This window comes from Chryseobacterium sp. Y16C (genome assembly GCF_022488405.1).
GTDB lineage: Bacteria > Bacteroidota > Bacteroidia > Flavobacteriales > Weeksellaceae > Chryseobacterium > Chryseobacterium geocarposphaerae.
Genome location: NZ_CP092711.1, coordinates 3,712,629 through 3,732,928 on the forward strand (window position 1 = coordinate 3,712,629; position 20,300 = coordinate 3,732,928).

Sequence of the window (20,300 nt, forward strand, 5' to 3'; positions counted from 1 at the left end):
TAACAAATTATGTTTTTTTGTTTATTTTTAACTAAACATTAAGAATATCATTAATATAAAAATGTTTTATATTTGCAAAAATTAATTTTTAAAATAACCATAAATCCATATTCTTTTATGAATAAAAAATTATTGTTTAGCTTTCTTACCGTTATGGGAACAATGGTAAGCATGAAGGCACAAAGAAATGAATTGGGAATCCGACTGGGGATGAGTAACCTGGTAGGCGATGTAGGAAATACCAATTATATTTTACAAAAACCGTTGAGTATGGATAGGGTTTCTGATTGGGGAGTTCCGTTTTATGGTGGTTTATTATATAGATTTAATTTTAACCCTTATCAAACGGTAAGACTAGATTTGGGGTACAATCAAATTCAGTTTAGCGATAAAGCTGCTAAAGAACAATATAGAAGAAACAGAAATGCTTTTGGTAAAAATAATGTTTATGAAGCTAGTTTAAGCTTTGAATATAATTTTTTACCGGTGAATAATGAGCAGATGGGAATGTTGAGTCCTTATATTTTTGCGGGGGTAGGAGCGATTATGTATGATGCTCCGAAAACTACTCTAGTACACGATTTCAAAAGAGATGCAGACGGAGTAGCACAAGCACCGATTAATGAAGAAGACTTTACAACCACTGCAGTATATTCTACAGGAAAGAAAATAGCAATGCATGTGCCTTTTGGAGTTGGTTTGAAGTATAAATTCAACCATAACTGGGCTGTTTTTGCAGAGGCAACATTCAGATTGACACTGACAGACCAGTTGGATTATAGTAAGGTTTTGCCAAAAGATGTGAAATCAACATATAATTCCGATATTTTATCTCCAGGAGGAGGTTCGCTGTTGGGAACAGGAAATTATTACATTGTTTCTCAGGAAAGAGAGGCTGCTTACAAAGGAACTAGAACTATAGGAGACGGAGAATCCAGAGATTGGTTAAATACTTTTAGTTTAGGACTAACCTATTCTTTTGGAAGACCTCCGTGTTATTGTGATTAATTAAAATATGTCGTTGTTAAAAGATAAAATAGATCCCGAAAACCTCCCGCAACATGTTGCCATCATTATGGATGGAAATGGAAGATGGGCCCAATCTCGGGGGGAAGAAAGAACATTTGGTCACAAGAATGCCATTGATGCGGTAAGAAATGCTATTAATGCTTGTAACGAAATTAATATCCCTTATTTAACCCTCTATACTTTTTCCTCGGAAAACTGGAACAGACCAGATGACGAAGTAGATACATTAATGAATTTACTTATGGAAACTTTATTGCTTGAAGCCGATGAGATTTTTAGCAAAGGGTTAAGAATGCATGTGATTGGGAATTTGGAAAAATTACCACCACTTGTAAAAGATCAGCTGTTAAGAGTTATAGAACTCACCAAAAATAATTCAAAAGGGAATCTGATTCTCGCGATTAGTTATGGTTCTCAAAATGAAATTTTGAATGCTGTAAAGGAAATCAGTACCGATGTGAAAGAGGGAAGGCTTGATGTAAATAAAATAGATGAAAAAACATTTGAAAGCTATTTATATACAAAAGATTTTCCACCGGTTGATTTAATGATTAGGACGAGTGGAGAAGTAAGAATCAGTAATTTTCTACTTTGGCAGATTGCCTATGCTGAATTACAGTTTTTAGATATACTTTGGCCAGACTTTACAAAAGAGATTTTCTTCCAGTGTATCTTAAACTATCAAAATAAGGAAAGAAGATACGGGAAAACCGGAGAACAAATAAAAGTTCAGTAAAAGAATTAAGAAAAGAAAGACTACGATAAAATGAAGTTTAGATTATTACCCATCATAATGTTTGCTGCTTCTGCACATTTTTATGGACAAGTAACACCGCAGGATAGTACAAGAGTAAACTCTTCTGTACATGCAGAAAATCAAGCAGGGACATATACATTAAAGGATATCGTCGTTGATGGGGTTAAAAAATATACACCCGCTCAAATTCTAAGATTTACAGGGTTAACGAAAGGAGAATCTGTAGATATTCCGGGGCAGAAAATCAGTACTGCAGTAAAGAAACTTTGGGATACCCAATCATTTTCTGAAGTGGAAGTATATGTTGAAAGTATTGAAGGAGAAACAATTGTTTTAAAATTCTATCTGCAGGATTTAAAAGAGCTTGGCGAAGTAAAATTTACGGGAAGAGGAATTGGTAAGTCTAAAAACGAGAAACTTGCTAAAGATAATAATCTGAAGCCTGGAACTAAAATCACACAGAATTTGGTTTCAAGTTTAAAAACAAATATTCCGAAAGATTACGTTAAAAAAGGATTTGCAGATGCTAAAATTACCATTAAGGATAAAGTAAATGCAAGTGATCCTGCTTTAGTAGACTGGACAATTGAAGTTGATAAAGGGAAAAGAGTCAAAATCGATCATATTGAATTTGAAGGAAACAAGAATGTTACCGATTCTAAGCTAAGAAAAAAAGCTTTCAAAGAAACGAAACAGAAAAGATTCGGAATTGGTGGGATTTTAAAATCTTCAAAATTTGTTGAAGATAAATATCAGGAAGATAAGCAAAGTCTTATCAGTTACTATAACTCTTTGGGATACAGAGACGCGGCAATTGTTTCAGACTCTGTATGGAGAAACAAAAGAAACAATTACGAGATCAATGTAAAATTGAGTGAAGGTAAACAATACTACATCGGAGATATTACTTTTACAGGAAATACGGTATTTGCAACTGAATATTTACAAAGAGTTCTGGGATACAAGAAAGGAGATATTTACGATGCAGTAGGATTTAACAAGAAAGTAGGAGAAGACGGAGGTAAAGAAGATGATTCTGATATCAAGTCTATTTATATGAATAACGGATACTTATTCTCCAATGTAACTCCTGTTGAAAAATCGGTGGATGGAGATAAAATTAATCTTGAAATCCGTATCAACGAAGGTGAAAAAGCTACGTGGAACAAAGTAACCTGGAGTGGAAACGTGACGACTCATGACCACGTTATTCTTAGAGCTTTAGGAACGAAGCCTGGGGAACTGTTCAGAAAATCAGATATCAAGAGAACCTATTTTGATCTTGCCGGGATGTCATTCTTTGACCCTCAGCAAGTAGGTCAGGATATTCAGCCAAATCCACAGGATAATACTGTTGATATCGGTTGGAAATTGGTTGAAAAAGGATCTTCACAGGTTCAGTTACAGGCTGGATACGGAGGAAATAGTTTCATTGGAACATTAGGACTAACATTCAATAATTTCTCATTAAGGAACTTCCTTAAATTCAAGGACTTTAGACCTGTTCCTCAAGGAGACGGACAAACATTGTCTATCCAGGCACAGGCTGGACAGTACTTCCAGAACTATGGTATTTCATTTACGGAGCCATGGTTGTTCGGAACAAAACCGACTGCACTTTCTGTAAGTTTGAATACTTCTAGAGTAAACTATAGTGATATGTATGGCAACTCTCAGAAATTAAATATTTTCTCTGCCTCAGTAGGGCTTAACAGACGATTGAACTGGCCGGATGATTACTTCTCATTGTATACAGGTTTACAATATCAGAAATATAAGTTTAGCAACTATCCATTTGAATTTGGTAACACTACCGAATACTATGGAAATGCAAATAACTTCAGTATAAATTTAGGGTTAAGTAGAAACTCTGCAGGTATTGATCCTATTTTCCCAACAGTAGGTTCAAATGTAGAACTTACAGCTAAGTTTACACCACCATATTCATTGTTCAGTAACAAAGACTATTCAACAATGAGTCCTGTAGACAAGTATAAATGGATGGAATTTTATAAAGTAAAATTCAAAGCGGATATTTATAATGAAATTGCAGGGAAACTTGTGTTAAGATCTTCTGCCGAGATGGGATTCATGGATGGTTATAACAAAGAACTTGGCGCACCGCCTTTCGAAAGATATTATGTAGGAGGAACAGGTCTGTTCGGAGGTAGATATGATGGTAGAGAGCTTATTCCATTAAGAGGATATGAAAATGCATCTACTTACGGAGGTACCACTGAAGATATTACTCAGAAAGGTGGAGGAACTATTTATAACAGATTTACTTTAGAATTGAGATATCCGATTTCAATGAGCCAGACAGCCAAAATCTACGCGCTTACTTTTGCTGAAGGAGGAAATGTATGGAACTCTTGGAGTAAGTATAATCCGTTCCAGTTAAAAAGATCAGTCGGAGTTGGGGTAAGAGTATATATGGGAGCATTCGGGCTTATCGGATTTGACTTTGCTTATGGATTTGATAAAACAATCAATTCTACAGATCCTTCCGGATGGAAGACTCACTTCTTGATGAACCAATCTTTATAATAATATGAAGAACTTTAAAACCATTTTAACCGTTTTTCTTCTAATATATTTTGGTGTTTCCAATGCCCAAAAGGTAGGTGTTGTTGACACGCAGGCTATATTAGATAAGCTTCCGCAGTATAAAGAAGCAGAAGCAAGATTAAACTCGCAGATTGATACTTGGCAGACTGATCTTCAAAATCTGCAGGCAGAATATGAGAAAAAAAGATCCGCTTTTGAAAACGAAAAGGTTTTATTGATAGGAGATCAGTTGAAACTTAGAGAAAAAGAAGTGATGGACTTGGATAAAAATATCAAAACAACGACTAGCTTACGTTTTGGTACCAATGGAGAAATTAGTAAACTGAGAGCCAATCTTGTTCAGCCTTTTCAGGATCAGATCTGGAACGCAATTAAGACAATGTCTGAAAAAAATGGATTGGGCATAGTTCTTGATAAAAGTAATGACGTTAATGTTATTTTCCTTCAGAAAAGGTTTGATTATACAGATAAAGTCCTGGATATTTTATTAAAAGGAACAACAGCAAAAGAGAAAAAGAATTAGAATTTCCTTAAAAAGTATAATTAAATTTGTTTTGAAATTAACTTTTATTGAAATTTGCAATCTTAAAAATTAAATTATTTATTTACCAATTATGAAAAAATTAAGTGTATTATTTGCAGCAATAATGATGATTGTGTCTGTAGGTATGGCAAAAGCTCAAAAATCGGCTACTTTAAACGTTGCGGCTGTTCTTAATGCGATGCCTGAAAAAACTAAAGCAGATGCTGATCTAAAAACATTCATCGATAGCAAACAAGCTGAGATTAAAAAGAAAGGAGATGCTGGTCAAGCAAAATTAAAGCAATATTCTGAAGAAGCTTCTAAAAAAACAGCTGAAGAAAACAAAGCAAGAGAGGCAGAATTACAAAAAATTCAGGAAGAAATTGCTCAGATGCAGGATAAAGCAATGAAAGACAGCCAGGCTAAACAAGATGCTTTATATGCTCCTATTGAAACAAAATTAAATGCTGCCATTGAAAAAGTAGCAAAAGCAAATACAATTGATTTTGTATTAGATGCTAATTCATCTGCTCTTATTTACAAAAATGGTCCGGACATTACTGCAGATGTGAAAAAAGAATTAGGTCTTAAATAATTGTAGAAATTAACAAAGATTTATAAAATCAACCACCTCTAATCGGGGTGGTTTTTTTATTTTTGCACAATGGGAAAAGAAGTATCAAAAACGGTTAAAATCCGTTTTATAGATTGTGATCCGCTTGGTCATCTTAATAATGTAAGATACTTAGATTATATGCTGAATGCAAGGGAAGATCATGTTGAGGAGTTTTATGGTTTTACTTACGAAGAATATACAAAAAAAACGGGGTGTACCTGGGTAACGATTCAGAATGAAATTGCCTATTTGAAAGAGGTAAAGTATAATACAGTTGTAGTAATCACAAGCAAAACCATAGAAATTCAGGATAGAACTTCGAAAGTTGAATTATTGATGAAAAGTGAGGATGGAAAAACAATCTATGCAGTTTTCTGGCTTTCTGTAATTTATTTTAATGTGAAAACGAGACGTTCAGAAGTTCAGCCTAAGGAACTGGTAGATATGTTTAGCAAGTATCATGTGGATCTGGAACAAAAGGATTTCCAGTCCAGAGTTAAATTCTTAAGATCTCAAAACGCAAAAAATTCATAATTAAGATGAAAAAAATATTGGTTACGGGAAGTAACGGTCAACTGGGAAACTGTATAAAACATATCGCTGAGAATTTTGAAAATAAATACGAGTTTATCTTCACAGATTCGCAAACCCTTGATGTAACAAATTCAGAACAATTACAAAGCCTTTTTTACGATAACAAACCTGACTTTTGTATTAATGCTTCTGCGTATACTGCAGTAGATCTCGCTGAAAAAGAACCTGAAAAAGCTTTTGCTGTAAATGCGGAAGGTGTTGCTAATATTGCAGAAGCCTGTGCCGAATTTAAAACCATTCTTATCCATGTTTCCACGGATTATGTTTTCGATGGTGAAACAAACCTGGATTATGCCGAAGATGATTTTACGAATCCAATCGGGGTTTATGGGCGGTCGAAACTGAAGGGGGAAGAATTAGCTTTAGACATCAATCCAAAAACAATCATTTTAAGAACATCTTGGTTGTATTCAGAGTTTAATAAAAACTTTGTGAAAACAATGCTGAGTTTATTTTCTCAAAAAGAAGAGCTGGGAATTGTTGCAGACCAGTTTGGCCAGCCAACCAATGCTAATGATTTGGCAGAAGCAATAATGGCGATTATTGAAGCTAAAAACAAAACATTTGGTGTTTTCCACTTCTCTAATTACCCTGAAACCACTTGGTTTGAATTTGCTCAAAAAATTGCGGAATTTTCCAAATCAAATATTAAGCTAAATCCACTTACAACAGAACAGTATCCGACTCCGGCTAAAAGACCGAAGAGAAGCACCATGTGTTTAGATAAAATAGAAAGAGTCTATAAAATAGAACCTAAACATTGGGAAAACAGCTTGGAAGATTGTATTGAAGTTCTTTCCAAATAATAGATATTACAATGAAAAACCTGTTTATAATAAGCTTCATTGCTCTTATTCAAATCGTAAGCGCTCAAAATGTTTTTCTTACTAAAGTAGAAAAGGTGCATGATAATACAGATCGGACTTTATGTAAAATAAATGATGAGATAAAAGAAGCGTCGTATCTGGGAGAAATAGAGGTTCAGGGATTTTCAAAAGACGATGCAGCTGTATTTTCATCAATATATAAAAAAGCAAAAGAAATTGGAGCCAACGCTTTTTCATTAAAACCTTTTGAGAATATTGATGGCTCTACTCAGTCCTTCAATCCTTCCAATTATAGACTTAACTTGTATTTTATTACAAGGGATAAGCTTTTAAATCAGACAGGGAATATTTATTTGTTTGCTTCTGCAGATAAAGAGCAGAAAATAAGTATTAATAAAAAAGATCTTATTCTTTCACCCAGAAGTTTTTTTGTTTTAAAACCTAAAGAGGGAGAGGTATATGTTATTTCTACCAAAAAGCTTTTAGGCTCTACTATAAAATTGAAGCCAACATCTAGTGATGGCAATCAATATTTTCAGCTGTCTTCCACGAAAATAAAATCAGATGATTCAGGAAGAGGAGGCTTAAATCTAAAAAGCGGAGATATTGTAGGGCTAGAAAAATCCTACGGAGAATTTTTGAGTATAATATATAATGAACACAAGCAAAGTAATTAAACTTTGCTTTTTTTATTTCTTATTTGAGTATAATTTTCTTTCTTTCTTCACCTCTAAATAATAATTTAAAATTTTACTTACTAAGATTCAGAGGTTTAAGTTCAAAAGTGAATTAAGAATGAATTTTATGTTAAGTAAATTAGGATTGTATAGTAAAGAATCTCTATCTTTGCCCCACTGAAAACGAGAGGAAGTAGGTAGCGCAGAAGGGCTTTTAAGTAAGCATAACTATTAATGAAATCACTTTAGGAGATACGGGAAAAACGATTAAAACTTTTTAAAAATAAAAGTTGCGGGAGTTAAAATTTTTTGTATCTTTGCAGTCCGGTAAAACGGGAAGCGCAGAAGTGAGATTGAAGGTTTGTAGAGGGGTTAAGGTTACAAAAAAAAACTTTAAAATTTTCTTTAAAAACATTTGGTCGTAAAGAAATTAATAATTACTTTTGCGCTCGCAAATACGGAGCGACACTGACAGAGAGATTGCTTCGGGAAAAGCGAAAGAATAAAGATCATTGACATACAATATAACAACCAAGTAAGGAAAAACTAAAGCGTTAAAAAACTTTGAGTGAGTCAAGACAAACATACAATGGAGAGTTTGATCCTGGCTCAGGATGAACGCTAGCGGGAGGCCTAACACATGCAAGCCGAGCGGTATTTGTTCTTCGGAACAGAGAGAGCGGCGTACGGGTGCGGAACACGTGTGCAACCTGCCTTTATCAGGGGGATAGCCTTTCGAAAGGAAGATTAATACCCCATAATATAATTGATGGCATCATTGATTATTGAAAACTGAGGTGGATAAAGATGGGCACGCGCAAGATTAGATAGTTGGTAGGGTAACGGCCTACCAAGTCGATGATCTTTAGGGGGCCTGAGAGGGTGATCCCCCACACTGGTACTGAGACACGGACCAGACTCCTACGGGAGGCAGCAGTGAGGAATATTGGACAATGGGTGAGAGCCTGATCCAGCCATCCCGCGTGAAGGACGACGGCCCTATGGGTTGTAAACTTCTTTTGTATAGGGATAAACCTTTCCACGTGTGGAAAGCTGAAGGTACTATACGAATAAGCACCGGCTAACTCCGTGCCAGCAGCCGCGGTAATACGGAGGGTGCAAGCGTTATCCGGATTTATTGGGTTTAAAGGGTCCGTAGGCGGATCTGTAAGTCAGTGGTGAAATCTCACAGCTTAACTGTGAAACTGCCATTGATACTGCAGGTCTTGAGTAAGGTAGAAGTAGCTGGAATAAGTAGTGTAGCGGTGAAATGCATAGATATTACTTAGAACACCAATTGCGAAGGCAGGTTACTATGTCTTAACTGACGCTGATGGACGAAAGCGTGGGGAGCGAACAGGATTAGATACCCTGGTAGTCCACGCCGTAAACGATGCTAACTCGTTTTTGGGTTTTTAAGATTCAGAGACTAAGCGAAAGTGATAAGTTAGCCACCTGGGGAGTACGTTCGCAAGAATGAAACTCAAAGGAATTGACGGGGGCCCGCACAAGCGGTGGATTATGTGGTTTAATTCGATGATACGCGAGGAACCTTACCAAGGCTTAAATGGGAATTGATCGGTTTAGAAATAGACCTTCCTTCGGGCAATTTTCAAGGTGCTGCATGGTTGTCGTCAGCTCGTGCCGTGAGGTGTTAGGTTAAGTCCTGCAACGAGCGCAACCCCTGTCACTAGTTGCCATCATTAAGTTGGGGACTCTAGTGAGACTGCCTACGCAAGTAGAGAGGAAGGTGGGGATGACGTCAAATCATCACGGCCCTTACGCCTTGGGCCACACACGTAATACAATGGCCGGTACAGAGGGCAGCTACACAGCGATGTGATGCAAATCTCGAAAGCCGGTCTCAGTTCGGATTGGAGTCTGCAACTCGACTCTATGAAGCTGGAATCGCTAGTAATCGCGCATCAGCCATGGCGCGGTGAATACGTTCCCGGGCCTTGTACACACCGCCCGTCAAGCCATGGAAGTCTGGGGTACCTGAAGTCGGTGACCGTAAAAGGAGCTGCCTAGGGTAAAACAGGTAACTAGGGCTAAGTCGTAACAAGGTAGCCGTACCGGAAGGTGCGGCTGGAACATCTCATTTTAGAGCGTCTTTAGACGTAAAACAAAATTAAGATACTTAAATGTATCATGTACTTACTTCAAAGTAAAGCTTTAGTTTTTTGTTTGGTTGATTTATAAGTAAAGTAAAAAGTTAAAAGTAAAAAGAGCCAAGTGATTGGATCGTTTAAAATTACTCATTACCCATTACTTATAAATATATATAAAAATATAACCCACTAGAAATTAGTAAAAGGGAAAGAGATTGAGAAATGAAGAAGAGGAAAAGGATATTACTTATTACTCATCACCCATTACTCATACAAAGTCTCGTAGCTCAGCTGGTTAGAGCGCTACACTGATAATGTAGAGGTCGGCAGTTCGAGCCTGCCCGAGACTACTAATTAAAGCGGATAGCAAATAGCGATGGGCTAATGGCAATAAGTCAATAGCAATAATCCAAAAGCTAAAAGCACTAGAGGGGGAATTAGCTCAGCTGGCTAGAGCGCCTGCCTTGCACGCAGGAGGTCAAGGGTTCGACTCCCTTATTCTCCACAGTTTTGGAAAACTGGTTTAAAAGTTACGATTGGAGCCAAAAACAACAATTGTTCATCAGTTTGAAGAAAAGAAAAATAAGATCATTGACATTAACGGTAAAGACATCACAAAGAGAAAACCGAGCACTTATAAGTGCTTGAGTAACCTAAAAATAGGAAAGAAATCGTTAAGGGCGTATGGCGGATGCCTAGGCTTTCAGAGGCGACGAAGGACGTGGTAAGCTGCGAAAAGCTACGGGGATTGGCACACACGAATTGATCCGTAGATATCCGAATGGGGCAACCCAATACATTGAAGATGTATTACCTCTTAGGAGGAGCAAACCCGGAGAACTGAAACATCTAAGTACCCGGAGGAAAAGAAATCGAAGAGATTCCGTAAGTAGTGGCGAGCGAAAGCGGATTAGCCCAAAAGTCTTTATATGTTTAAAAGAATGTTCTGGAAAGAACAGCCATAGAGGGTGATAGCCCCGTATTTGAAAGGCATATTTAGATGATAAATGAGTAGGGCGGGACACGTGAAATCCTGTCTGAATATGGGGGGACCATCCTCCAAGGCTAAATACTCCTGAAAGACCGATAGTGAACAAGTACTGTGAAGGAAAGGTGAAAAGCACTTCGAATAGAAGGGTGAAATAGAACCTGAAACCGTACGCCTACAAGCGGTCGGAGCCCACAAGTTGGGTGACGGCGTGCCTTTTGCATAATGAGCCTACGAGTTAATTTTACTAGCGAGGTTAAGTAATTAAGTTACGGAGCCGGAGCGAAAGCGAGTCTGAATAGGGCGCATAGTTAGTAGGATTAGACGCGAAACCTTGTGATCTACCCATGGGCAGGTTGAAGCTTTGGTAACACAAAGTGGAGGACCGAACCGGTTGACGTTGAAAAGTCTTCGGATGACCTGTGGGTAGGGGTGAAAGGCCAATCAAACTGGGAGATAGCTCGTACTCTCCGAAATGCATTTAGGTGCAGCGTCGCAAATGAGTTTATTAGAGGTAGAGCTACTGATTGGATGCGGGGGTTTCACCGCCTACCAATTCCTGACAAACTCCGAATGCTAATAAATGTTCTGCGGCAGTGAGGGCATGGGTGCTAAGGTCCATGTCCGAGAGGGAAAGAACCCAGACCAACAGCTAAGGTCCCCAAATATATGTTAAGTTGAAGCAACGCGGTTGGACTGCATTGACAGCTAGGATGTTGGCTTGGAAGCAGCCATTCATTTAAAGAGTGCGTAACAGCTCACTAGTCGAGCGGTCCGGCATGGATAATAATCGGGCATAAACATATTACCGAAGCTATGGATTTGTATTTAATACATCTGGTAGGAGAGCATTCTGTTTGCGCCGAAGCAGTATCGTGAGGTATTGTGGAGCGGACAGAAAAGAAAATGTAGGCATAAGTAACGATAAAGGGGGCGAGAAACCCCCTCACCGAAAGACTAAGGTTTCCTCAGCCATGCTAATCAGCTGAGGGTTAGTCGGGACCTAACGCGAACCCGAAAGGGGTAGTGGATGGACAATGGGTTAATATTCCCATACTTGCTCACACTAAAAAGGGGACGGTTCGATGTAGCTATTGAAGACGGACGGAAGTGTCAAGGCCTAGCCTTCGGGCGAAGCTGTTATAGTGTAATCGGATCCAAGAAAAGCCGAAGTGAAGCAACCCGTACCAAAACCGACACAGGTGGTCGAGGAGAGAATCCTAAGGTGCTCGAGTGAGTCGTGGCTAAGGAACTAGGCAAAATAGTCTCGTAACTTCGGAAGAAGAGACGCCAACAGCAATGTTGGCCGCAGTGAAGAGGCCCAGGCGACTGTTTATCAAAAACACAGGACTCTGCTAAATCGAAAGATGCTGTATAGGGTCTGACACCTGCCCGGTGCTGGAAGGTTAAGGAAGGGCGTTAGCGTAAGCGAAGCGTTTGACTGAAGCCCCAGTAAACGGCGGCCGTAACTATAACGGTCCTAAGGTAGCGAAATTCCTTGTCGGGTAAGTTCCGACCTGCACGAATGGTGTAACGATCTGGGCACTGTCTCAGCCACGAGCTCGGTGAAATTGTAGTATCGGTGAAGATGCCGATTACCCGCAATGGGACGAAAAGACCCTGTGAACCTTTACTATAACTTCGTATTGACTTTGAGTAAGTAATGTGTAGGATAGGTGGGAGACTTTGAAGCCGGCACGCTAGTGTTGGTGGAGTCGACGTTGAAATACCACCCTTTACTTACTTGGAGCCTAACTTCTTAAAGAAGGACATTGCGTGGTGGGTAGTTTGACTGGGGTGGTCGCCTCCAAAAGAGTAACGGAGGCTTTCAAAGGTACCCTCAGCACGCTTGGTAACCGTGCGTAGAGTGTAATGGCATAAGGGTGCTTGACTGTGAGACCAACAAGTCGATCAGGTGCGAAAGCAGGACATAGTGATCCGGTGGTTCCGTATGGAAGGGCCATCGCTCATAGGATAAAAGGTACTCCGGGGATAACAGGCTAGTCTCCCCCAAGAGCTCACATCGACGGGGAGGTTCGGCACCTCGATGTCGGCTCGTCACATCCTGGGGCTGGAGAAGGTCCCAAGGGTTGGGCTGTTCGCCCATTAAAGTGGCACGCGAGCTGGGTTCAGAACGTCGTGAGACAGTTCGGTCTCTATCTATTGCGGGCGTTAGATGTTTGAGAGGGCTTGATTCTAGTACGAGAGGACCGAATTGAACAAACCTCTGGTGTATCAGTTGTACCGCCAGGTGCACCGCTGAGTAGCTATGTTTGGAAGAGATAAGCACTGAAAGCATATAAGTGCGAAACTCGCCTCAAGATGAGACATCTTTTAAGGGTCGTTGGAGATGACAACGTTGATAGGCTACAGGTGTAAAGTTGGTAACAGCATAGCCGAGTAGTACTAATTACCCGTAGATTTATAGCCTATTGGTTTACATTAAAACAAGCCTTATAAGTGCAATCATGGTTTTGCCTTTGTGATGAAATTTACCGATAAAACAGGTAGCAGATGATAGCTATCAGGTAGCAGGAAAACCTGCAACCTATCACCTTCAAACTGCAACCTTATATACAACCTTTAGGGTGGTTTTAGCGGTGGGGCTCACCTGTTCCCATTCCGAACACAGAAGTTAAGCCCACCAGCGCCGATGGTACTGCGACAAGCGGGAGAGTAGGTCGCCGCCAGTTTTTATTTAAAGTCTCATACAGATATGTATGAGGCTTTTTTGTTTTTAGACCTGTAACAAACCGTTATCCGTTATTCATAAACCTTTATAATATTAACCTCATTCAAAGCATTAAATATGGCTTTTTTAGACATAACCTAAATCTCAATTGAGTAGGGGGGATTTTAGCCCCGATTGAACGGCATGTTTGAGCTCTTTTTATTGAGACGGGAAAAAGCTAGGCGTAAAAAAAGCGAGTAGTGAAAGCGGGAAACAGCTACTAGTATAGAAGAGATTCATTGCAGGAATTCTTGTTGTTATATGGTCAAATATAACTGCAAAACGCTTATTTATTATTGAAGATTTATATCATTATAAATAGCTATAAATAAAAAGCCGAAGAAAGATTCTTCGGCTTTTTATTCAAGTAAAGTATTTTAAAATTAAAAGTGCTCCCAAAAAATAGTCTCATATGATCTGGATAGATCTTTTATACAATTCTTAGAGAAGACCTGAAGTTTTACTATGCTTATGCTTTTTTCTTTAGCAAAGGGAAACTGGGGATTTTTATCTGTAGATTTCATAATGCTTCCGTCAGAATAATTTACTGTCCAAGCATATTTATATTCATTGTTGGAAATATTTGGGAAGAAGTTTACGATTCCGTCACCAAATTTACCCTGTTTAAAATCTGTAACTTCAATATCACAATTTTTACTGATGTTGGTATTTTGTTTTATATCAGCTGATGTTCCATTGATTGCATTATCATAATTTTTACCACTCAATATTTCGATTGTCTTGCTGCACTGGATCATTCCCTGTGAAGTAAGTACGGATATAGAAATTAACTGACGTCCTTCTTCATTAGCTTTTAGCCTAATGCTACTAACTTTGTTATCACCTATTACTGTGGCACTTTTGCCATAATTAGACCACAAGTGACAATCTTTGCATTGCCCTATATCGGGAGATATGCTGTAGGTTTCTTCATCCTGTACTTTAAGTACTGATTTTCCAGTTATAGTACATTGTGCGAATGATAAACCAGAAATGAAGAGCCCCAATAAAATTAGTAATTGTGTTTTCATGATTATTGTTTTTTTAATTATACCTGAATAACTCCCAAATTAAATTTTTCAGTAATAGGAGCATTGTTAGCGGCTTCAATTCCCATAGAAATCCATTTTCTAGTATCTGTTGGATTGATAATGGCATCCGTCCAAAGTCTGGCTGCTGCATAGGTTGCTTCAGTTTGTTTCTGATATCTTTTTGAGATCGTATCCAAAATTTCGTTATGCTCTTCTTCAGAAATTTCTTTTCCTTGCTTTTTTAAAGTTGATTCTTGGATTTGTGCTAAAACTTTTGCGGCTTGAGCTCCACCCATTACCGCTAGGTCTGCCCATGGCCAAGCTACGATTAATCTCGGATCGTAAGCTTTACCGCACATTGCATAATTTCCTGCTCCGTAAGAATTCCCGGTGATAATAGTAAATTTAGGAACTACAGAATTCGAAACGGCATTTACCATTTTTGCTCCGTCTTTAATGATACCTCCGTGTTCAGACTTAGAACCTACCATGAAACCGGTAACATCCTGTAAGAATACTAAAGGAATTTTTCTTTGGTTACAGTTTGCAATGAATCTAGTTGCTTTATCTGCCGAATCAGAGTAGATTACCCCTCCGAACTGCATTTCTCCTTTACCACTTTTAACCAACTTTCTCTGATTAGCAACGATACCTACAGACCAACCGTCAATTCTTGCAGTAGCACAAACAATACTTTTTCCATAATCAGCCTTGTATTCTTCATATTCGGAGTTATCCACTAAGCATTTAATGATTTCGTAAGTATCATATTGTTCAGCCCTGGAAACAGGCATGATACCGAAAATATTATCAGGATTTTCTTTTGGCGGAAAGCTTTCAATTCTGTCAAAGCCTGCTTTTTCATTACTTCCGATAGATTTCATAATATTTTTGATTCTATCCAAAGCATCTTTATCATCTTTTGCCTTATAATCAGTAACCCCGGAAATAGAGCAATGTGTAGTTGCTCCACCTAATGTCTCGTTATCAATACTTTCACCAATTGCAGCTTTTACAAGATAACTTCCTGCAAGGAAAATAGATCCCGTTTTATCTACAATCATGGCTTCATCACTCATGATTGGTAAATACGCCCCACCCGCAACGCAGCTTCCCATTACTGCTGAGATCTGGATAATTCCCATAGAACTCATTTTGGCGTTGTTTCTGAAAATTCTTCCAAAATGTTCTTTATCAGGGAAAATTTCATCCTGCATCGGTAAATATACACCGGCAGAATCCACCAAATAAATGATTGGTAGTCTGTTTTCCATGGCGATTTCCTGTGCTCTAAGGTTTTTCTTTCCTGTGATTGGAAACCAGGCTCCGGCTTTTACGGAAGCATCATTAGCAACAACGATACATTGTCTTCCGGAAACATATCCTATTACTACTACAACACCACCACTAGGACATCCTCCATGCTCTTCATACATTTCGAATCCTGCAAATGCTCCAATTTCTATTGAATCTGAATTTTTATCGAGAAGGTATTCAATTCTTTCTCTTGCTGTCATTTTTCCTTCATCACGAAGTTTTTGAAGTCTTTTTTCACCGCCTCCTTTTTTTATTTCGGCAAGTAAGCGATTGATTTCTGATAATTTTAATCTGTTTTGATCTTCTCTTTTGTTGAATTCAAGGTCCATAAAAATAAATTCATTTTATATAGTGCTAAAGATACTATTTTTAAAAGGAATTTAAACTGAATTAAAACAAGTGTTTAAAATATTGGTTTTCAGAAAATTGTGAAACTTTTAACACGAAAATATTTTTATATTATTGAGATTTTTTTTAACTTTACACTAGAGTATTGGAGGTATATTCTCTATAAAATACTCTAAGTTCCTAGTTTATTTTTTTAATAGTTTATTATTTGAAAGCCCTGAAAGTTGAACAAATTTTCAGGGTTTTTTTGTAAAAAATGAATAAATCTGCCCAATATGTTAAAGCGATTTGTAAATTTGCCTATTAAAATTAAAAAGAAGTAGGGTATGCATAAGTTGGCACTGTTTAGATTGCATTTAATTGTTTTTTTATGGGGATTTACGGCAATTTTGGGAAAACTTATTCATGCAAATGCACAGATTCTGGTTTTTTACAGAATGCTGTTCGCAGCTGTTGTTCTGTATGCTTTTATCAGGATTTATAAGAAAGAAAGTATAAAGGTTTCGAAAAAAATATTTTTTCAGCTGGCTGCAATTGGTTTTGCGATGGCGCTTCACTGGTATTGTTTTTTTTATTCGATTAAAGTGTCGAATGTTTCAATAGCTTTGAGCTGTCTTTCACTGTCAACATTATTTGCTTCAATTTTGGAGCCGATTATTTTTAAAAGAAAGATAGATATTTCGGAAGTGATAATGGGATTGGTAATTGTGGCCTGTATATTATTAATATTTAAAACCGAATTCCAATATAAAGAAGGGATTTTTTACGGAATATTATGTGCCATATTCGGAACGATATTTTCGGTTTTTAATGGAAAAATGTTTGGGAAGACGAGTTCAGGAAATATCATTTTTTATGAAATTTTTTGCGGATGGTTTATGCTGATGGTGATTTATTTGTTCTCAGGGCAAATTTTTCACATGAACGAAATAAGTTATAGAGATATTGCGTTAATATGCTTGTTGGCTAGTGTCTTTACTGCTTTTCCTATGTTAGAATCTGTAAAACTTATGAAGTATATTTCACCCTTTACTTTAATTTTAACAGTTAATTTAGAACCGGTCTACGGAATTATATTAGCTTTTTTTATCTTTGGAGAATCGGAGCATATGAGTCCTATTTTTTATATCGCTTCATTTGTAATGATATTGGCAATTATTATTAATGGTTTAATAAAAGCAAAAAAACAAAAACAACTTAATTAAGCATCACCTGAAATATGATGAAAAAATACCTTTTAATACTATTTTCCTTCGCTTTTGGACTTTCCCAGTCTCAGATTATCAGAAAATACTCCAACGAGTTTTTAAATATTGGAGCAGGAGCGAGAGGATTGGCAATGGGAGGAGCGGTAATCTCCAATCAGGATGATGTATATTCCCCGATGTGGAACCCGGCAGGTCTTTTATCTATTCAAAGAGACTGGCAGGGAGCTGCCATGCACGCAGAATATTTTGAGTCTATTGCCAAATATGACTACCTAGCCTACGCAAAAGTCTTGGAAGAAGGTGTTTTTGGAGTTTCCGTTGTAAGATTAGGGGTGGATAATATCCTAAATACTACTCAGATGATCGATTCCGAAGGGAATATTGATTATGATAAAATCACCAAATTCTCTCAGTCCGATTATGCAGCATTGCTTTCCTATGCTTTTCATCCGGCTGGAAATCCGAAGTTAGATGTAGGGGTGAATGCTAAAATCGTTTATCGTAATGTTGGAAAATTTGCTAATGGCTATGGTTTCGGTTTTGATGTTGGAGCAATTTACAGAGCAGATAACGGCTGGAAGTTTGGAGGAATGCTTCGAGATGCAACCACTACAGTCAACTTCTGGAGCATCAATCAAAAGGAATTATCAACAGTTGTGAATGGTGAAGAATTCAACCCGGCTCCCACTGATAAAATGGAGCTTACTATGCCTAAGTTGAATGTAGGAGCAAGCAAATTATTTGAAATTAACAGCAGTGTGTATGTTTTGCCGGAAGCAGGTATTAATGTCGATTTTGCGAAAACAGCCGCTCTTATTTCTTCAGATATTGCCAGTATTACTCCTTATGCAGGAGCTGAATTGGGATACCAGAGAATGATCTTTGTACGACTAGGTGTAAATAGATTTCAATCCATTACGGATATCGAAGACTTGAAAAGAAAAGTTTCCTTTCAGCCAAGTGCGGGGATAGGAATCAGATACAGAGGTCTTACACTGGATTATGCCATCAGTAATTCAGGAATTGGAGGTTCCAATTTCTACTCCAATTTCTTCTCATTGAAGCTGGATATGGGAGAGTTTAGAAATGATTAAAATTTATGAAAATGAAAAAAGCAGCAATATTCATCCTTGCCTTTACTTCTTTAACAGCTTTTGCACAAAAAGTTTCTGATTATAAATATGTGACTCTTCCTGCTAAGTTTGAAACTTTTAAAGAAGATTATGGCTTAGGAGAATTATTAACAAAAACATTACGAAGTAAAAATTATATTGTGATTCCTGCAGATAAATTACAATGGCCATCAGAAGCAAAAGATAATCCTTGTAATGTAGTATTGGCAGATATTATTAATGATAGCGGGTTTTTGAGAAATAAGGTATTAGTAAAGTTTAAGGACTGTAATGATAAGGAAATACAAGCTATCAAGGGAGCTTCTAGTATTAAAGAATATAAAGAAGGATATCAGGATGCCTTGAAACAGACTTTTGTGTCGATTTCTCCTGCAAATCCGACAAATCAAACGATGGTACAAACTAAAATTCAGGAAACAACAGTATCATCTACTCCTCAGTCTGTCAATACCCCTTCATCAGATAATCTTGCTGTTAGATTCAGCAATGGTAAAATGGATCTGCAGAAAATTCAAATGGATAATTCCCAATTTATCTTGGTGAGCCCAAACAGCTCATCTCCTTTTGCAACTTTTAAGACTACCACCAAAAATGATGTTTTCAGAGTAAAGCTACAAAACGGGGAATCTACATTAGGGTATTTTGAAAATGGAAATATTATTATTGAAATCCCACAATCTAACGGAGAGTACTCAAAAGAAGTATTTTCAAAAAAATAACTTAAAGAATTTAATGATAAAATAAAAGCTCTCAATTTTGAGAGCTTTTTACTTATAATATGAAATCAAAATTATTTTTTAATAAACTTGATTTTTTGATCGGCTTTATGATCATTCACTTTTGCAAAATAGGTTCCTGGAGCCAGGTCAGATAGTTTAACTGAAACGGTTTCACTTTTTGCAGAAACTGTTTTAAGAAGCTTTCCATTCATGTCATAAATTTCAACTGATTCAATTATATTTTTACCTTCTATAGTTAAGAGATCAGAGACAGGATTGGGATAGATTTTTGAAGAAATTTTTGTTACTTCAGAAGTAGCTAATGTTCCTATATTTGCGGTGTAATCTGTCCAGGTTCCATAGTTATATGCTCCACAAGGGGAATCTGCAGGGGTACCATTAGCTGAATTCGCCAATCGGTTCCATACTCTCATTCGGTAATTCCCTGAAGCCACAGAGGTTGGAATGGTAAAGTTCCCTGAATAAGTTTGTGTATCACTGGCAATATAACCAGGTAAAAATAATGTTTCTCCGGCATCATCAAAATCGCCGTCTTTATTGAAGTCAATAGCCATTCCACAAGCAATCCATCCAACAGTTGTTACATTAATGGCATAAGAAGTTCCTGTGCTCAGGTTTACCGTTACAGAAGTACGGTCTCTTCCAGATGTACAGGTTCCAGAGGCAAACGTATTATCAAAACTGGCAGAAGGAATGGTTACCTGAGTAATTCTCCAGCTTGTGCATCCACTGGAATAGCTAGGATTACAATAGGTTTGAGCATTAAAAAGATTGGTGAGTGTAAAGGCGATGATTCCGGCAAACAATTTTGCAAATAAATAGTTCTTTTTCATAATAAATAATATTTTAATAATTAAATGTTTAAGCTAAATTATTAAAAAATCATTAATTATCATATTTTTAAATTAAATAATATATTTTTGTTTGTTCTTGTTAATTTATTTTTATAGAAATTGTGTTTATTCTTTTAAATATCTATTTTAGATAAGATTGTAAACTATAGCTTATGTTAAAATATCATAATCTAAAATTTTTAATTTGATAAGATATTCTAAGTAAATTGTTCCTGGAAGTAGAGACTGAGAGATCAAATAAAAAGCCC

14 protein-coding genes, 2 tRNA genes and 3 rRNA genes are annotated in these 20,300 nt (G+C 37.3%); 16 read left to right on the forward strand and 3 right to left on the reverse strand.

Going from position 1 to position 20,300, the window contains the following annotated elements; all coding sequences use genetic code 11:
- Positions 1–117: 117 nt before the first annotated feature.
- The 13 genes from MKS83_RS16790 to rrf all read left to right on the forward strand — a co-directional run bounded on the left by MKS83_RS16790 (position 118) and on the right by rrf (position 13,383).
- The gene (locus MKS83_RS16790; protein WP_100377838.1) at positions 118–1,008 is read left to right on the forward strand and encodes a DUF6089 family protein; all 891 of its coding nucleotides are present in this window, start codon (positions 118–120) and stop codon (positions 1,006–1,008) included.
- A gap of 7 nt (positions 1,009–1,015) precedes the next feature.
- Complete coding sequence (gene uppS / locus MKS83_RS16795) at positions 1,016–1,765, forward strand: polyprenyl diphosphate synthase (RefSeq protein ID WP_100377839.1); 750 nt, start codon at positions 1,016–1,018, stop codon at positions 1,763–1,765.
- A gap of 30 nt (positions 1,766–1,795) precedes the next feature.
- Positions 1,796–4,333, forward strand: a complete 2,538-nt coding sequence (gene bamA / locus MKS83_RS16800; protein ID WP_240580557.1) for an outer membrane protein assembly factor BamA — start codon at positions 1,796–1,798, stop codon at positions 4,331–4,333.
- A 4-nt stretch (positions 4,334–4,337) separates the two neighbouring features.
- Entirely contained in the window at positions 4,338–4,877 is a 540-nt protein-coding gene (locus tag MKS83_RS16805) for an OmpH family outer membrane protein (protein WP_240580558.1), read from the forward strand.
- A gap of 91 nt (positions 4,878–4,968) precedes the next feature.
- The gene (locus tag MKS83_RS16810) at positions 4,969–5,472 is read left to right on the forward strand and encodes an OmpH family outer membrane protein (protein WP_240580559.1); all 504 of its coding nucleotides are present in this window, start codon (positions 4,969–4,971) and stop codon (positions 5,470–5,472) included.
- Between the two features lie 69 nt (positions 5,473–5,541).
- Positions 5,542–6,027, forward strand: a complete 486-nt coding sequence (locus MKS83_RS16815) for an acyl-CoA thioesterase (RefSeq protein ID WP_100377843.1) — start codon at positions 5,542–5,544, stop codon at positions 6,025–6,027.
- Positions 6,028–6,032: 5 nt separating this feature from the next.
- Positions 6,033–6,893: a dTDP-4-dehydrorhamnose reductase gene (rfbD, locus tag MKS83_RS16820; protein ID WP_240580560.1), complete on the forward strand. Its 861-nt coding sequence runs from the start codon at positions 6,033–6,035 to the stop codon at positions 6,891–6,893.
- 11 nt (positions 6,894–6,904) lie between these two features.
- Positions 6,905–7,591 (forward strand): hypothetical protein, encoded by a 687-nt coding sequence (locus tag MKS83_RS16825; protein ID WP_240580561.1) that lies wholly within the window; start codon positions 6,905–6,907, stop codon positions 7,589–7,591.
- A gap of 586 nt (positions 7,592–8,177) precedes the next feature.
- Positions 8,178–9,695 (forward strand): 16S ribosomal RNA (locus MKS83_RS16830).
- A gap of 283 nt (positions 9,696–9,978) precedes the next feature.
- Positions 9,979–10,052: transfer RNA gene (locus tag MKS83_RS16835), tRNA-Ile, on the forward strand.
- An 81-nt stretch (positions 10,053–10,133) separates the two neighbouring features.
- Positions 10,134–10,207, forward strand: a tRNA-Ala gene (locus tag MKS83_RS16840).
- A 159-nt stretch (positions 10,208–10,366) separates the two neighbouring features.
- Positions 10,367–13,120, forward strand: a 23S ribosomal RNA gene (locus MKS83_RS16845).
- Positions 13,121–13,274: 154 nt separating this feature from the next.
- A 5S ribosomal RNA gene (gene rrf, locus MKS83_RS16850) occupies positions 13,275–13,383 on the forward strand.
- The 16S, 23S and 5S rRNA genes sit together here with 2 tRNA genes alongside, the layout of an rRNA operon.
- 421 nt (positions 13,384–13,804) lie before the next feature.
- Here the strand turns inward: rrf and MKS83_RS16855 are convergent.
- Both MKS83_RS16855 and MKS83_RS16860 read right to left on the reverse strand, forming a co-directional pair.
- Positions 13,805–14,452 carry a hypothetical protein gene (locus tag MKS83_RS16855; protein ID WP_240580562.1) on the reverse strand — a complete coding sequence of 216 codons (648 nt, stop codon included), beginning with the start codon at positions 14,450–14,452 and terminating at the stop codon, positions 13,805–13,807.
- 17 nt (positions 14,453–14,469) lie between these two features.
- Positions 14,470–16,098 carry an acyl-CoA carboxylase subunit beta gene (locus MKS83_RS16860; RefSeq protein WP_240580563.1) on the reverse strand — a complete coding sequence of 543 codons (1,629 nt, stop codon included), beginning with the start codon at positions 16,096–16,098 and terminating at the stop codon, positions 14,470–14,472.
- A 345-nt stretch (positions 16,099–16,443) separates the two neighbouring features.
- Between MKS83_RS16860 and MKS83_RS16865 the strand changes: the two genes are divergently transcribed.
- From MKS83_RS16865 to MKS83_RS16875, 3 genes are read left to right on the forward strand one after another with little or no spacing between them, the layout of a single operon-like run.
- On the forward strand, positions 16,444–17,322 hold the full coding sequence (locus MKS83_RS16865; RefSeq protein ID WP_240580564.1) for a DMT family transporter: 879 nt from the start codon (positions 16,444–16,446) through the stop codon (positions 17,320–17,322).
- Between the two features lie 14 nt (positions 17,323–17,336).
- Positions 17,337–18,419 (forward strand): PorV/PorQ family protein, encoded by a 1,083-nt coding sequence (locus tag MKS83_RS16870; protein ID WP_240580565.1) that lies wholly within the window; start codon positions 17,337–17,339, stop codon positions 18,417–18,419.
- An 11-nt stretch (positions 18,420–18,430) separates the two neighbouring features.
- Positions 18,431–19,177 (forward strand): hypothetical protein, encoded by a 747-nt coding sequence (locus MKS83_RS16875; protein ID WP_240580566.1) that lies wholly within the window; start codon positions 18,431–18,433, stop codon positions 19,175–19,177.
- Between the two features lie 71 nt (positions 19,178–19,248).
- Here MKS83_RS16875 and MKS83_RS16880 read toward each other — a convergent pair whose 3' ends face one another.
- Positions 19,249–20,031 (reverse strand): T9SS type A sorting domain-containing protein, encoded by a 783-nt coding sequence (locus MKS83_RS16880; protein WP_240580567.1) that lies wholly within the window; start codon positions 20,029–20,031, stop codon positions 19,249–19,251.
- Positions 20,032–20,300: the final 269 nt, after the last annotated feature.